The sequence below is a fragment of the Kluyvera sp. NPDC087067 genome, from assembly GCF_044745165.1.
In the GTDB taxonomy this organism is placed as follows: domain Bacteria; phylum Pseudomonadota; class Gammaproteobacteria; order Enterobacterales; family Enterobacteriaceae; genus Kluyvera.
In genome coordinates, this window is the sequence record NZ_JBIUZS010000002.1 from 50,084 (window position 1) to 64,958 (window position 14,875).

The 14,875-nt window shown below is 52.5% G+C and carries 14 protein-coding genes; 8 read left to right on the top strand and 6 right to left on the bottom strand.

Annotated elements, in window-relative coordinates; genetic code table 11:
• Position 1: 1 nt before the first annotated feature.
• Complete coding sequence (locus ACIPDS_RS05635; protein WP_400734685.1) at positions 2-997, bottom strand: nucleotidyltransferase; 996 nt, start codon at positions 995-997, stop codon at positions 2-4.
• 789 nt (positions 998-1,786) lie between these two features.
• Here ACIPDS_RS05635 and ACIPDS_RS05640 point away from each other — a divergent pair.
• The 3 genes from ACIPDS_RS05640 to ACIPDS_RS05650 all read left to right on the top strand — a co-directional run bounded on the left by ACIPDS_RS05640 (position 1,787) and on the right by ACIPDS_RS05650 (position 6,113).
• Positions 1,787-2,002 carry an AlpA family transcriptional regulator gene (locus ACIPDS_RS05640; protein ID WP_006687292.1) on the top strand — a complete coding sequence of 72 codons (216 nt, stop codon included), beginning with the start codon at positions 1,787-1,789 and terminating at the stop codon, positions 2,000-2,002.
• A gap of 35 nt (positions 2,003-2,037) precedes the next feature.
• On the top strand, positions 2,038-4,107 hold the full coding sequence (locus tag ACIPDS_RS05645) for a DUF927 domain-containing protein (protein ID WP_400733607.1): 2,070 nt from the start codon (positions 2,038-2,040) through the stop codon (positions 4,105-4,107).
• 677 nt (positions 4,108-4,784) lie between these two features.
• Positions 4,785-6,113 (top strand): hypothetical protein, encoded by a 1,329-nt coding sequence (locus ACIPDS_RS05650; protein WP_071557541.1) that lies wholly within the window; start codon positions 4,785-4,787, stop codon positions 6,111-6,113.
• A gap of 46 nt (positions 6,114-6,159) precedes the next feature.
• On the opposite strand, the gene ACIPDS_RS05655 is transcribed toward ACIPDS_RS05650, so the two are convergent.
• Positions 6,160-6,504, bottom strand: coding sequence for a helix-turn-helix domain-containing protein (locus ACIPDS_RS05655; RefSeq protein WP_075212298.1), 345 nt, complete (start codon positions 6,502-6,504; stop codon positions 6,160-6,162).
• A gap of 261 nt (positions 6,505-6,765) precedes the next feature.
• Between ACIPDS_RS05655 and ACIPDS_RS05660 the strand changes: the two genes are divergently transcribed.
• The 5 genes from ACIPDS_RS05660 (at position 6,766) to ACIPDS_RS05680 (ending at position 11,156) form a co-directional block, all read left to right on the top strand.
• Positions 6,766-7,287, top strand: a complete 522-nt coding sequence (locus tag ACIPDS_RS05660; RefSeq protein WP_032453758.1) for a PTS glucitol/sorbitol transporter subunit IIC — start codon at positions 6,766-6,768, stop codon at positions 7,285-7,287.
• A complete protein-coding gene (locus tag ACIPDS_RS05665) occupies positions 7,284-7,658 on the top strand; it encodes a PTS glucitol/sorbitol transporter subunit IIA (protein WP_221014604.1) in 375 nt (124 codons plus the stop codon). Before ACIPDS_RS05660 ends, ACIPDS_RS05665 begins: the two co-directional genes overlap by 4 nt.
• Positions 7,655-8,635 carry a PTS glucitol/sorbitol transporter subunit IIB gene (locus ACIPDS_RS05670; RefSeq protein WP_080791549.1) on the top strand — a complete coding sequence of 327 codons (981 nt, stop codon included), beginning with the start codon at positions 7,655-7,657 and terminating at the stop codon, positions 8,633-8,635. Before ACIPDS_RS05665 ends, ACIPDS_RS05670 begins: the two co-directional genes overlap by 4 nt.
• Positions 8,636-8,645: 10 nt before the next feature.
• Positions 8,646-9,659: a Gfo/Idh/MocA family protein gene (locus tag ACIPDS_RS05675; RefSeq protein WP_080791551.1), complete on the top strand. Its 1,014-nt coding sequence runs from the start codon at positions 8,646-8,648 to the stop codon at positions 9,657-9,659.
• 294 nt (positions 9,660-9,953) lie between these two features.
• Positions 9,954-11,156 carry a DUF3883 domain-containing protein gene (locus ACIPDS_RS05680; RefSeq protein ID WP_080791553.1) on the top strand — a complete coding sequence of 401 codons (1,203 nt, stop codon included), beginning with the start codon at positions 9,954-9,956 and terminating at the stop codon, positions 11,154-11,156.
• Between the two features lie 71 nt (positions 11,157-11,227).
• Here ACIPDS_RS05680 and hxlA read toward each other — a convergent pair whose 3' ends face one another.
• From hxlA to ptsG, 4 genes are read right to left on the bottom strand one after another with little or no spacing between them, the layout of a single operon-like run.
• Positions 11,228-11,863 (bottom strand): 3-hexulose-6-phosphate synthase, encoded by a 636-nt coding sequence (gene hxlA, locus ACIPDS_RS05685; protein ID WP_049000979.1) that lies wholly within the window; start codon positions 11,861-11,863, stop codon positions 11,228-11,230.
• A gap of 23 nt (positions 11,864-11,886) precedes the next feature.
• Positions 11,887-12,450: a 6-phospho-3-hexuloisomerase gene (hxlB, locus tag ACIPDS_RS05690; protein WP_053090257.1), complete on the bottom strand. Its 564-nt coding sequence runs from the start codon at positions 12,448-12,450 to the stop codon at positions 11,887-11,889.
• Positions 12,450-13,292, bottom strand: a complete 843-nt coding sequence (locus ACIPDS_RS05695; RefSeq protein WP_049000982.1) for a glucose-6-phosphate isomerase family protein — start codon at positions 13,290-13,292, stop codon at positions 12,450-12,452. The genes hxlB and ACIPDS_RS05695 overlap by 1 nt, the downstream gene beginning before the upstream one ends.
• On the bottom strand, positions 13,289-14,815 hold the full coding sequence (ptsG, locus tag ACIPDS_RS05700) for a glucose-specific PTS transporter subunit IIBC (protein ID WP_400733615.1): 1,527 nt from the start codon (positions 14,813-14,815) through the stop codon (positions 13,289-13,291). Before ptsG ends, ACIPDS_RS05695 begins: the two co-directional genes overlap by 4 nt.
• Positions 14,816-14,875 lie beyond the last annotated feature (60 nt).

The following is a 14,875-nucleotide window of genomic DNA, read 5'->3' on the forward strand; positions in this document are numbered from 1 at the left end:
TTTACCCGTAAATCGGAAAGAAGGGCCCGAACACGTCGCGCCATTTGTTGATGGATTTTTCATACTCTTTACCCTTTTCAAACCATCTCGCCTCCGAAGCCTTCTGCGCATCGAGATAACATCTGTCCGAAATCGCCTGGCGTGCCTCGGCTGAAAGAGAGTTGATATCTCCCTGTATACCTTTGGGATCGTTGACGGAGAACTGCACGAATAGACCAAGATGGCGGAAAAGCGCCTCTAGCTCTATATCGACAAACGATGAACAGGATGTCCTGCTGGCGTAATAGTCCAGAATCAGCGTCTCCAGCAGGTAGGAGCTCATGGAGGGCATCGTTGGTCGCCGCTGCCAGTACTTGACAGCTCTGATGACATTGAGCACATTGCCGTCATTCTGCACATTGATAGTTGTTACTCTGTCCCTGTCTTTGCGGGGATCGGTAAACTTCCAGTGTCCATTGCCGTCGGGGATCAGGTAGTTAGTCCGTCCAAAAACGTCTTCGCTGGTCATGAAGCAGGGCACGATGTCAAAATTCCAGTCCTTGCTGATCAGCTTCAGTGTGACGGCTTCCTGGTTACGCCTGATATCAGCTTGGGCATACTGGACAATATCCTGCAGGTGGCTTTTAAAGGCATTCAGAATTCTGACGGAGCAGATAGTATCAGCTCCCGAGTGTCGATACCCGTGCAGCCGCGATCCCTCTCCGGAAGAGGTCAGTGTGATTCGGTCACTCAGAATGTTATAGGTGGCCCCCTGCGCAGATAAGCCAAACATCAGATCGATATCATCCAGAGGACGGATTTTAGTTCTTCTGGCAAACGATCCAAAGGCAATATGGATCGCGGGATAACTCACAGGAAATGCATTGTCCTTCTCAAAATCATTAATCTTACCGATAAGCCAGTCGCGACTTGCACGCGCGTCATCGGTATCTGCCTTTCTGAGATTCACAGTATCTTTCATAAATTCGTTAAAGGCAGCTACTACTGTAGTGACCATATTCAGTCCTTTGGTTTTTAATGCAGAAAGTTCGGGGCGCTGACGCATAGTTAAATACTTCAACGCTAAGGTAGAACCTGAGTAGTTTACTCCTGATACCGCAAATCCACTACCGACTCGCTCTCCCTACATCCACATGATTTATATATGAAATAGAATGTTTGTTTTTGTTATCAAATATGTTTATGAAGCCAATTGCAGTTAAATTATATTGCTATTATCGAATTAAGTTCTTTATTCTGCGCCGCAGATCTGAAAACCGCAAAAACCGGAAGTAACAGCTACCCCGGGGATTGCGGATAACCGATCTACAAGTACCGACACGCTTAGTCCGTCGGTTAATCGCTCAGACTGTGTGAAAACCCTACCTAAAAACCGAAGTGCGTGAGGTTATGCAAAATCTGGAGTCGATCGACTGGTCAACCTACGTCAAATTTTACGTAGGAGTGCATTTTTCGACTCTGTTCTACACCCTTTCTACGATCGCTAACGTTTTCACACAGCCTGCGCTCAGAGCTGACGGTGAGATAGCGACATCTTTTGTGAAGCGTTTGTGGTCGTGCGTTGCCATTCGTTAACCATAGCAAATCTTATCTCGACGGGACTCAACTGAATAAAAACCATTTATTTTCAATAAATTAATCTAACGCCATCGGTTTTGATTGCAAAGAAACTCTTTCCGGACTCATTACTTTCTATCCGGACTTCACTTTTTCATCCGGACCTATACCTCTCCCCACCCTTCCGCGCTATAACCGCCTCGACACTCTGTTCCCGTGAGGTGCAATCATGAAAACCCGTGCTGACAGCAACGATGCTTTTCCCGAAAGCGGCAATGTGCGTATGCGGCAGGTGGTCCAGTTTCTGGCGATGAGTGAATCGTCGGTTTACCGCCTGATTAAAAACACCGACTTTCCCCGCCCCGTCCACCTCTCTTCCCGACTGGTGGTTTTCGATGCTGCTGAAATCCGTCAGTGGCAGCAGCGCCGCACCGCCATCCGCTAATCCACGCTCAGGGATGAGCCGACCGATACCTCATCATGAAACGCGCCCCCTTTCTCTGTAAGCAGTCTCCGGACCGCACGCTCGAGGTGGTAATCCTTGCCGGAAGCCTGGCATGGGAGACCTCACGCGAGTGGCGAAAAGATCCCGACCAAGAAGATGATGTACCTCCAGTGGTACTCGGCCCGGATGAACTGGCCGATCTGGACAACCTGACCATTATCAGGCCCGACACACTCTACGCCCGCGTATTCCGCACCGGCGATATCCGCGAAGAAGATCTGCTGAAAATCGCCGTAAAACTGGCGCACGCGGGTGTGCAGATGGCCCGGCTGATGACCCCTGACGGTGAGGTACTGGAGAACTGGACCGGACAGCTTGAACGCCTGCGACAGGAAAGGCCTTCCGACATCCTGCCGGATCACTTTCGTCTCGATGAAGAGGCACTGTGGTTTGACAAGCTGACCGAGCGACGCGACGGCGAAAGCGACATCCAGCCCCAGCGCATCTGCTCCCCTCTGCGCGTTACCGCTATCACCTGCGACAGCCATGACGGCAGCTATGGCCGCCTGCTGGAATGGCACACCACCACCGGGCAGTTACGGCGCTGGGCCATGCCAATGGCAATGCTCAGCGGCAACGGCGAGGAGCTGCGGCGCATCCTGCTGGAAAACGGCCTGACCTATATCTCCACCCGCCCCGCCCTGCGCAGCCTGCTGTGCGAATACATCTCACGGTCACTCCCCGGACGCCGGGTCACCTGCGTGGAGAAAACCGGCTGGCACAACGGGGTTTACGTGCTCCCGGATGAGGTTATCGGTCCGGATGGCGACAGCGTTATCCTTCAGGGCAGCCACTACCTGACTGGTGGCTTTGCGCAGGCAGGGACGCTGGCAGAGTGGCAGGAGCAGGTCGCCGCACTCTGTGCAGGCAATTCACGGCTGGTCTTTGCCGTCTGCTGTGCGCTGGCCGCCCCGTTGCTGCGCCTGACCGGAACGGGCGGTGGCGGTTTTCACCTGCGCGGTGAGTCCACCGACGGCAAAACCACGGTGATGAAGGTGGCCGCCTCCGTCTGTGGCGGCACGGACTACTGGCACTCCTGGCGGGCCACCGGGAATGCGCTGGAAGGAATTGCCAGCCGCCACAACGATGCCCTGCTGCCGCTCGATGAACTGCGCGAAGTGGACCCGCGTGAGGCCGGGATGATTGCCTATATGCTGGCGAACGGTCAGGGCAAGGGGCGCGCCCGCACCGACGGCGAGGTACGTAACCGCAGGCACTGGACGCTGCTGCTGTTCTCCACCGGGGAGCTGTCGCTGGCGGAACATACCGAACGCGCCGGGGAGCGCCTCTACGCCGGGATGGACGTGCGCATGGTACAAATCCCCAGCGACACCGGACAGCATGGTGCGTTTGAACAGTTGCACGGGTTTGCCAGCGGCCAGCAGTTCGCCGATGCCCTCTGCGACCGGGTGGCCCGTTTCCATGGCACCGCTTTTCGTGCCTGGCTGGCCTTCCTTACCAGCAACCTGGACGCCAGCACCACCCTAGCAAGAGAGTTACTTCGCCGCTACCAGACCGCCCTGACGCCGGAGAATGCCGGAAACCAGGTGCAGCGCATCGTGGCCCGATTTGCCCTGCTGGCGGTGGCCGGAGAGATGGCGACGCTGCAGGGTATCACGGGCTGGCAGGAAGGCACGGCATATGAGGCGGTGCAGATCTGCCTGCACGCCTGGCTGAACGAGCGCGGCCATATTGCCAACCAGGAGGATGAAGGCGTGCTGGCGCAGATCAAACGGTTTATCACCGCGCACCAGTACAGCCGCTTTGCCTCGTGGGATGGCCCGGACCGCCCGCTGAATATGGTGGGCTTTCGCCGGGTGGAAAAAGATCCTCTGACGGGTGAAGAGCACACACTGTTCTTCATCCTGCCGGAGGGCTGGCGGGAAATGTGCCGGGGATTCAGTCCCGCCAGAGCAGCCAGATTATGTCTGGAAGCGGAATGCCTTCTGCCCGGCAGCGACGGGAAATACCAGTCGCAGGTTCGCCTGCCGGAGATCGGCAAAACCAGGGTCTATCGGCTCACCTCCCGCATCCTCAGTATCTGAGTGCGGTCTCGCGTGTTTCAAAAAAAGGTGGTACAGGGTGGGACAAGTGGTACACGCAGGGCTGGTGCGGGTTACAGCGTCCCACCTTAGAGAATCTAGTTTAAAAAAAGTGGTACAGGGTGGGACAGCCGTTGCTGAGTCTGTCCCACTTTTCAGGCTGACATTTTTCAGATGGTACAGCGCAAAGCCATGGCTGGCGCGGTTGTACCACTTGTCCCACCTGTACCACCTCAAAAAAAGAAGAAATGAAAATGGCGAAAAGGGACTGCAAAGGCTGAAAGGAATGGGGGGATAAGGGGAACGGGCCTGCCCTGAAAGGATCAAAAAAAGGAGGCAGATTTTCAATTGGTTGCAACAAGTACCTCGACAAATCCACATAAGACGGCAGAGCAATACAAAACCCTACTCTATGGGTGGAAGATTTATCTTAGGTAATGACACCAGCACTATATCTGGTACTAGGTGTGTAAAAAGTTTAGGAAATGGTGAGAATACAGCTTGCCGGAGAGATTTTTTGCACTAAAGTGGCGCAGCAAGCATTATTTTGAGAAATATTTGAGATAAGTAAATAACAAAGCTTTTTTTGAAAAAAAACAACAAATTCAACATGGTTATATCAGTAATTTTCGCTATGATGGATACATCATACCCATCGTTGAGGATAAGAGATCGTGTCTATGGCTACAACTCCTTCGGTTCCTTCACTTCCTGAACTTCCCAGTGTTCCAACAACAATTCTACCTGCAATTGCCGAACTTACCGCTGCACTGGGAATCCCAAGAAATGTATTAGCTAGTGATGAAGAAATAAGCTTTGCTTGGCAGGATTTACCAAGGGAACTAAGACTAATTCCTTCGGATCTTCGAGGTGAACTCGTCGCCCGTATGTGTGTTGCAGTAAGCGCTGGCTTATTTGATGGCGCAATGAATTACATATGGAATGCCGCAATTTTACAAATCAGACAAAAGGTAAGGAATTTTGGTTTGCCCATCGTAAGTCAGATGCTTCAATCCGACTTTGAAGAGAAGCACTTGATCGACTTACAAGATAGTAAACTTTTAGAACTTGCATTAAAATTAAATTTAGTAAATGAAGATGGTTATTTCTTCTTAGATCATTGCAGAGAAATGAGGAATAATTTCTCTGCCGCTCACCCAACTATCGGAAATATTAATGATAGAGAATTCACAACATTCCTAAATCGATGTGTTAGATATGCCTTGGCTGATGCTTCTTCTCCAAGAGGAGTAAATGTTGCAGATTTCATAGCATCAATAAAAAGTGCTCGTTTTACAGGGCAACAATGTGCTATTTGGATTCAGCGAATTAATGATACACATGCAGCACAGAGGCAAATTCTTATTGGAATGGTTCATGGCATATATTGCGATCCCAATACATCAGAACCAGCCAGATTAAATGCAATTGATTTATGCTCCGCTATCAGTGAACAGTTCACTGCGGCAATTCGCTCTGACTTGATCAACAAACATGCTGAATATGCTGCTAAAGGAGATGAACAACGCCACACAGCATCTACTCAATTTTTTGAAAAACTCGGTCAGATAAGATACCTAAGTGAAGCCGATCAGCACATCATATTCTATCGAGCAATAGAAAGACTTTGGAATGCTCATAATGGAATGAATAACTTTTATAATGAACCCCCCTTCGCTGAAAGGCTTTGTGAGCTAGCAACTCACGGAGCAGTACCTGAAACAGTACAGGAATATTTTGTTCAGGTTGTAGTGGCATGTGCGATTGGGAATGGATATGGTGTATCGCATGGTGCATTATCATATTACACTGAAATGATTAGAACATTTTCCCCTAGAGAAATAGCGACTATGATTAGACTCTATTCCGATAGAACAAATATTGTAGGATATCGTATAGCTACATACTCCAGGGGAAGAGAACGATTTAAAGAGTATTTAAGAACACTCGATCCAGCCAGTATTTCTAGCGGTGTTCGTTCTGATTATGATAGAATATTACGAGAATAGAGTATTATCGGAGGGAGTTCAGCGCTCCCTCCTTAATAAAACATAGTCATTGAAAGGATATTATAATGGTAGAGTTAGGATTACTCTTTTTATATCTATGATATTGTAGTATTAATTCAGAAAGGTCTTCATCTACTGTGTAAAAATAAGCCTCAGGCACATCAAGTACTGCTGCAAATTTACAGACCAACTTAAAGTCCGGCGCATGAACTTCTTTTTCATAAGAACTTATGCGAGCACTTGCAGAATCTTCCTCAAGACCAGCTCGTACCCCCAACTCCGTCTGTGTCAGGCCTGCATTAACCCTTGAAATCTTAAGTCTTTTACCGATCACAGCTACAATCCACCCGATTAAACACACCAAGATTATCCCTTTCTTAGCTAAACCCATCTTCAAGACTTACATTGAAAATTAATGAATTACTTGAATTAAGGGTAAATAAAGAGCAAAATTCATGAATTACATGATTTATCGCTGTTGAAACGAGAAAAAAGCTTTTGATATGAACCGTGACAACAACCGACAACTCCGGGACATAACGACCCGCGCTGTGAGTGGCAGGACGCATTAACCAACGACACCTGACAGGAGAGTTGTTTATGCACACCGAACCACAACCATGCACCATCGCACTGAGTACAGGAGGCCGCCATGTTTCTGGTCTCCCTGGCTGAAGGCTTTATCCACCTGTTCCAGGCCGCAGGCAAAATCTTCCTCGACATGATGACCGGGCTTATCCCGATGCTCATCTGCCTGCTGCTGGCCATCAACTTCCTGATGAAGCTGGTCGGCACCGTACGGATAGAGAAAATCGCCGCCCTGCTCGGCCGCTCGCGCATCCTCACCTACGGCGTGCTGCCGGTGCTCGGCTGGTTTTTTATGAGCAGCCCCGGTGCGCTCACTTTAGGCAAACTCCTGCCCGAAAAGAGCAAGCCCGGCTATGAGGATGCGCTCGGCACCACTGCCCATCCCCTCACCAGCCTGTTTCCCCACGTGGTGCCGTCGGAGCTGTTCGTCTGGCTCGGCGTGGCCGCCGGGGTTAAGGCGCTCGGCCTGCCCGTCACCTCGCTGGCGCTGCGCTATATCGCCGCCGCCATGCTGATTGGCCTGATACGCGGGATTATCACCGAGTACCTGTTCCTGCGGCTCAGCAAACGGGGGAATGCGCCATGATGATTTACTGCGCACGTATTACTGCTATCGGGCTGTTTGTCGCCGACGGCCTGACCGACAAGATGCTCATCACCTTCGACAGCAACGGGCCGAAAGACTGCCTCGATTACTCCCTGTCGCTGGAGCCGTCGTTCCGGGAAGAGAGCCTGATGATACTCCCTGGCGACCGCCTGTTGCTGGCAGGGCATGATTATCTGGTGACTGCCGTCGGCAAGGGGGCACAGCAGGCGCTTTTTGAACTCGGCCACCTGACGCTGGTGTTCAACGGCGATCTGAATCCCTGTCACGTCGGCGCGGTTCATCTCTCCGGCCCGGTGCCGAAACTCCATGACCTGCACGGCAATCTGGTGATAGAGGAGGGGCGGCCATGAATACGGTGCTTATTCCTCCCGGTCCCGGTGGCTACGGTAAAGGGTTGTGGCTGCCCGTTGGCAGCGGCAAAAAGGTGCTGTCGCTAACCGGGCGCGAAATCCATCCCGTCGCCATCGAAATCGGCGCACTCACCGAATCGGAAATCGTCAACGGCTTCGCTGATATCCCACCGGATAACGACATCCTGTGCGTGGTAATTAACTGCGCCGGGTCCCTGCGCTGCGGCCTGTACCCGCAGAAGGGCATCCCGACCATCAACGTGCTCCCCACCTGGCGGGCCGGACCGCTGGCGCAGTTTATTAACGAGGATAACTACGTCTCCGGCGTGACGATGGAGCAACTGGTTCTGGTGGATACCGCCGAAGCCCCGGACGGTGAACCGGAATCCGTGCCTGTCGCTGCGCCACAGGTTATCAGCACGCCACCGCCTCCACGTGGCGCGGAAAAACTGGTGCGCATGGTCGAGCAGACCGGCACCGCCGTCGGTCACGTTATCGCCCTGCTGTTTGCCGCCAGCCGTGAAGCGGTGGACGTGTCCCTGCGCAACATCATCCCGTTTATGGCCTTTGTCTCGCTGCTGATAGCCCTGGTGCAGGAGACCGCACTCGGCAGCCTGATTGCCCACGCCCTGACGCCGCTGGCGAACTCGCTGTGGGGGCTGGTGCTGCTGTCGCTCATCTGTGGCATTCCGTTCCTCTCCCCGGTGCTCGGACCGGGCGCGGCCATCTCGCAGGTGATTGGCGTGATGATAGGCACACAGATTGGCTCAGGGGCGATATCTCCGGCCTTCGCCCTGCCCGCGCTGTTCGCCATTAACGTGCAGGTCGGCTGCGACTTCGTGCCTGTTGGTCTTTCGATGCAGGAGGCAAAGCCGGAGACCATCGCGAAAGGTGTCCCCGCCTTTCTGCTCTCGCGTCAGTTAACCGGGCCGCTGGCGGTAATAGTCGGCTGGTTGTTTTCCCTGGGCTTATTCTGAGGACTCAATGATGAACAAAATCAGAGCCGCCGTGGTCGGCGCAGGTATCTACGGCAGACATCATATGAACGCGTACCGCCACAACCCGGACACGGTGCTGGTCGCCATCTGCGACACCGACACAGAACGCTGTGACGACCTTGCCATGGCCTACGGCGTAATCGGCTATACCCGGCTGGATGCCCTGCTGCAGGAGGAAGCCATCGACGTGGTTTCGGTGGCGACACCTGACCCGTACCACACCGAATCCATCCTCACTGCCCTGCGCCAAGGCAAGCATGTGCTGGCGGAAAAGCCGCTCGCCACCTCGGTACGCGAGTGCGAGCTTATCGTGGAGATGGCGCAGCAGCGGGACCTGCTGGTCGGCGTCGATTTCCACAAGCGCTGGGACCCGGCGGTGATGCGCATCAAAGCTGAACTGGAGAAGCCGGAAGCCGGGCGCATCCTGCGCGGCCATATCAGCATGGATGACGTAATCAGCGTGCCGACGGAGTGGCTGAACTGGGCGGGCGCAAGCTCCCCGGTGTGGTTTCTCGGCTCGCACTGCTTTGACCTGGTGCGCCATCTTTCCGGACAGGAGGTGGTGTCGGTGTACGCCGTCGGGCAGAAGCGGCTGATGGCTGAATGCGGCCTCGACACCTTCGACAGCGTGCAGAGCCTGCTGACGATGGCCGACGGCAGTTCGTGGGTGGTGGAAAACTCGTGGGTGCTGCCGGAGGGCTTCCCGAAGGACAACGACGGGCGCATTGATATTCTCTGTGAGGCAACGTATATCCGCAGCACCTCGCAGCATCGCGGGCTGGAAATCACCACGCCAGGCATGACGCTCACGCCCAACAGCTACTTCATCAACTACCGCAACGGTGTCGCCAGCGGTTTCGGTATCGATCCGATAAACGACTTTGTTCGCGCGGTCAGGAACCGTTCGCCGTACCCGGTGACGGCAGAGGACGGGCTGGCGGTCAGCCGGATTTGCGAGGCGGTGCACCGCAGTCTGGAGAGCGGGAAACCTGAAGATGTTTAAACAAACGGCGCAGGGTAGCTCCCTGTGCCAGTTCCATATGATTTTGCTAATTCTACTCACTGGTATATTCACTCGTTAGGCTTTGGCCCGCAGATATATTAATGTTTTCCATCCTGCCGCAACAAAACCCCACACACGATTGTATGTTTTTTAGTCATCAAGGTGAATAGAGGTATTTTATGGCTATGACCTTTTTCACCTTCCTGCCAATAGTATCATGCTAAACCTCTCATCTATGTTTATTGCGGCAATAATAGTCAACAAGTATTTCAAAAAAGTCCCAAGCAAATTATAATGCTGGAGTTTCATAATGTCCCTTTAAAAACCATTTTAAGAAGAGCTATTATGTCCCTCCCTACAAATTTTAATGATATTCTTCGTCTTTTTGAAAAAGATTACGATACAGCCAAAGAAGATAATGCCTTAAGTGCACGCGGCCAATTTCTGCAACTTTACCCCCTTAATCGCCTAAAAAAAATGACGCTTGATGACTATGTCATCGGCAAAGGCACGGCCTCATTTTGTGCTTGTGTTGAAGTAAAAACCAGAACATGGGCAAATATGCAAGGTGCGACGGCTCTCAAATTTGGTATTTATTATGGAAAATCAAAATCAGATCCAACCGTCCGCTATCGTTTTACTCAGAAATTTGGCGATGATGATAGTACTAATAAAGAAGTTTTCGCTAATGTTAAAGACGCTTTACTAGACCTAATACAGTCAGGGAAAGAATTAGATTTTAGAGCGATTGACGAGAACCCCCTATCCCAGATGTTTAAGGCTAAAATATTGAGCCTTTACTTTCCAGAACACTTTATAAACATTTGCAGCAAAGATCATCTTAAAGAAATTGCTATGGAAATGGGTATAAAAGAGCAACAGTTTATTAGTAAATATCAACATTTGTTATTCAAGAAAAAACTAGAGCATAAAATCACCCGAAACTGGAGCAATCCAAAATATATGTCCTTCCTTTATGCCCAGTTCATACGTAAGGATCTTAGCAGTACTCCTGCTGTGATAGTTAAAAAACCACAAAAAAGAAACCATCCCGAAGTCAATTTCGAAGAAATAACGGACAATCGTGATTTAATAGGCAAAAAAAGCGAAGAATATGCATTAAACTGGGAAAAAAACCGCCTAATCGGTCTCGGCTATTCAAAACTAGCTGAGGAAATAGATGATCGCCGTAATCGTCCAACTTATGGTTACGACTTTCTTTCTTTTAATGCCCCAGGTGATGAGCGATACATCGAAGTTAAATCAATTGGCCGAGATGGAAAAGAGGGAGCATTCCGTTTTTTCCTCTCAGGAAATGAACTCACCGTTTCTAATTTAAGTAACCACCGTAAAAACTATTATTTTTATCTTGTACAGTATGGGAAAGATGGAGAGCCATGCAATCTATATGTAAAACATGCTCAAGATCTTTACACTAAGAGTGAAATGTCCCCTTGTGCTTACGTTGTTAGGTTCGATCTGGAAGAACCTGCTTAATAGTTTCGACAACCTCCGGCTCATAACTTTAAAAGTGTGAAATCAGGCGCAGAGTCACCTGCGCCTTCATCTCAGTGCTGCTGCAACAACACCTGTGAAATCTTCCTCGCTTCATCCGCCGGATCCGCCGAATGCGTGATCGCAGATCCCACAATCACCACATCCGGGCCTAACAGTGCGTAGTCCTTCACAGTCTGACTGCTTATACCGCCTGCCACGGCAATCCGCGCTTTCCGGCGCGCCTTCAACATCGTTATCAAATCATCAATCGGTTTGCGCCCTGCTGCCTGCTGGTCGGTGCCTGTGTGTACCGCCAGCATATCTGCCCCCGCCTCCTCCAGCATTCGGACCCGCGCTGGGAGATCGTCGACGCAGATCATATCCACCATCACCTGCTTTCCGGCCTCTTTTGCCGCGAGGATGCAGGACTGGATCGTCAGCACGTCGGTCACACCTAACACCGTGACATAGTCTGCCCCAGCGTCGAAAAGCAGCTGCGACTCAAAATGGCCGCCATCCATAATTTTCGCATCCGCCAGTACTTCCTTATGCGGATATTTCTCTTTAATGGCTTTAATTGCATTCACGCCTTCCCGAATAAGAAAAGGCGTGCCCACTTCAATAATATCAACGTCGTCAACCACCTTATCGATAAATGCTAGCGCTTCAGGCAGGGTTAACTCGTCCAGGGCAAGCTGTAATTTCATGTTGGTTTCCTTGTGTCGAATGACTATTCGAGGTTGGCGTGTAGCGCAAAACCTTTGGTTAAACGATATCCCGTCGACTGCGCCAGATTCACTATCATGGCGTCGCCCAGCACCATGACGGCCTCTTCAAATAGGCTGCCGCCGGGCAGAATGCCTTTCACGTTATCGGGCCCATCCGGGAGTTTGTCTGTATAGGCCGGGATCCTGACCACCACCTCCGCCAGTTTCCCCAGCGTGGACTCGGGGAAAATGGTCAGCAGGGCCACTGTGCCGCCCAGCTTCTTCGCTTTTGTAGCCACATTCACCAGCGAAGCCGTTTCACCCGATGCGCTGGCCAGCAGCAGCAGGTCGCCTTCTTGCAGCGCAGGCGTCACCACATCGCCGACCACATGCACCTTCAGGCCGATATGCATCAGGCGCATCGCAAAAGCTTTCAGCATCAACAGCGAACGCCCTGCACCAAAAACAAATATCGCGTTCGCTTCAGCGATGGCCTGCTCCAGACGCGCCAGCGCAGCGCCATCAATCCGCGACATCGCCTGATTCAGGTCGCTACAGGCAACGCCTGCAACAGATTGCGTTTCCATCATGCGTCCTCCTGAAAGAGCGGGAATAAATCATCCTCATACTGGAGCATCCCCGTGATTTCCCGGACATAGTTATCGACATGCCCCAGAAAATGAAAACGTTCCGGTGCGGCGCGGTAGCGCAGGTAAAGCGGCGTATCGAAGGTGATGCCAAGATGCGGGTTCTCTTTGACGGTGGCGAATTTGATGCGCGGAATACGCGGGTAGTAGTGATTCTTGCGCACGCAGAGCTGCCCGTTCTCTTCCACGATGTAGCAGGCCATACCGTGGTAAAACTGCACCGTGTCGTAGTGAACCGCGCAGGGTTTATAGGCCAGGTTGCTGAACACCAGCGGCCCGTCGCCGATATTAATGGAGCAGTGGCCGTAATTCGGCGGCACGATAATGCTCTGCCCCTCCTTCACCACCGCCACGATAAGATCGTCCACCAGCAGATCTTTTGGCGCGACGGCAAAATCCGGCGACTTTTGCAGGATATATGCCGCCGTGCCCTTAATCACTTCATACACTTCCGGATGGGTGTTGCGCCGCGTGTCGTTATAGCCGTGATAGTGACCGCTGGTTTTCTTGCGCTCCTTGCCAATTGTTCCCGGCATGATGATGGTGATGTCGTACTGATACTGGTCAGCAGCAAGCCGTTCCTGATCCTCCGCAAAGCTGAGCCCGCGATAGACATCGTAAGCCAGTTCATCACGCTGCGCTTCGGTGAACTCCGGTAAAACCACCGCCATCTGCCCGGCGCTTTTACGGCCAAAGCCGAGATAGTTCAGCGGCGGTTTCAGCGCCATCACGCCATCGTCATCGAGATAAAGCGGCAGGCCGCTGTGGTGTAGCTGTTTCATTTTGCCTCCTGTGTATACGCGTTAGCTGCGCGGATCGCCTCTTTCAGCCGATCGGATTTCATGCCAAAGACGCTCTGAATGTTGTTCCCGACCTCAACGACGCCCGCCGCGCCAAGCTGTTTCAGCAGCGCTTTGTCCACCAGCGTCTTATCCGTCACGTCAATGCGCAGACGCGACATGCAGGCTTCGATACTGGTCATATTCTCCAGCCCGCCATAGGCCAGAATGATGCCGCTCACCAGGTCGTTCTGTTCGCTTTCCTGAGTCACTGCGCTTTCTTCGACTTCACGCCCCGGCGTCAGCAAATTCCAGCGGCGAATGGCAAAGGTAAACAGGACGTAGTACAGCGCCCCCATCACCAGCCCGACCGGGAACAGCATGTACCAGTGAGGCGCGCGCGGCAGGACGCCAAAGAAGAGATAGTCGATAAGCCCGCCGGAGAAAGAGAGCCCGATGTGCACGCTGAACCACTCCATCAGCAGGAATACCAGTCCCGCCAGGACGGCGTGAATGCCATACAGCACGGGCGCAACAAACAGGAAGGAGAACTCAATCGGCTCGGTGATACCGCAGACGATGGAGGTGATCGCACCAGAGAGCATAATACCCTTTACCCGCGCTCTGTTTTCCGGGCTGGCGCAGCGGTAGATCGCCAGCGCAATCGCCGGAATACAGAACATTTTGATGGGCGTCAACCCGGCCATAAAGGTTCCGGCGGTAATCGGCACCTGGTCTTTCAACTGGGCAAAGAAGATAAGCTGGTCGCCATGTACCACCTGCCCGGCCTTGTTTACGTACTCGCCAAACTGCAGCCAGAACGTCGGCCACCAGACATGGTTAAGACCAAACGGGATCAGCAGCCGCTCGACAAAACCGAACAGGAAGGCGGAAACGCCCGGCCCCTGCACCGTCATGGTATTCGACAGGCCATTAATCAAATGCTGAACCGGCGGCCAGACCACTGCCATCACCAGCCCGACAAACAGCGCGACGAAGGAGGTCACTATCGGCACAAATCGCTTGCCGGAAAAGAACTCCAGCCATGACGGAAGCTGGATGCGGTAATAGCGTTTATACAGCCAGGCGGCGATAATCCCGATAATGATGCCGCCAAACACGCCGGTCTGCAGCGAAGGGATGCCCAGCACCATCGTGTAGTCACGCACCTGCGCCACCGACTCGGGCGTGATCCCAAGAAACTGGCCGATGGTGACGTTCATAATCAGAAAACCGGCGATCGCCGACAACCCGGCAATCCCCTGATCGTCACTAAGCCCTACCGCCACGCCGACCGCAAACAGCAGCGGCAGGTTAGCGAAAATCGCACTGCCCGCTTCCGCCATCAGCTTCAGCACGTGAACCAGCCAGTCAGCGCCGAGAAACGGCAGGCTGGCGACAATATTGAGATCCTGAAAGCTGACGCCGAAGGCCAGCAAAATACCGGCGGCAGGCAGCATGGCAATGGGGATCATTAACGATCGCCCGATGCTTTGTAACATTTGCAGAAGGTTGAATCTTTTCATCTCGATCTCCTGAGCGCGTCTTTATGACAGGGATTCGCACAACAGCAGGTTCTGCTCCGA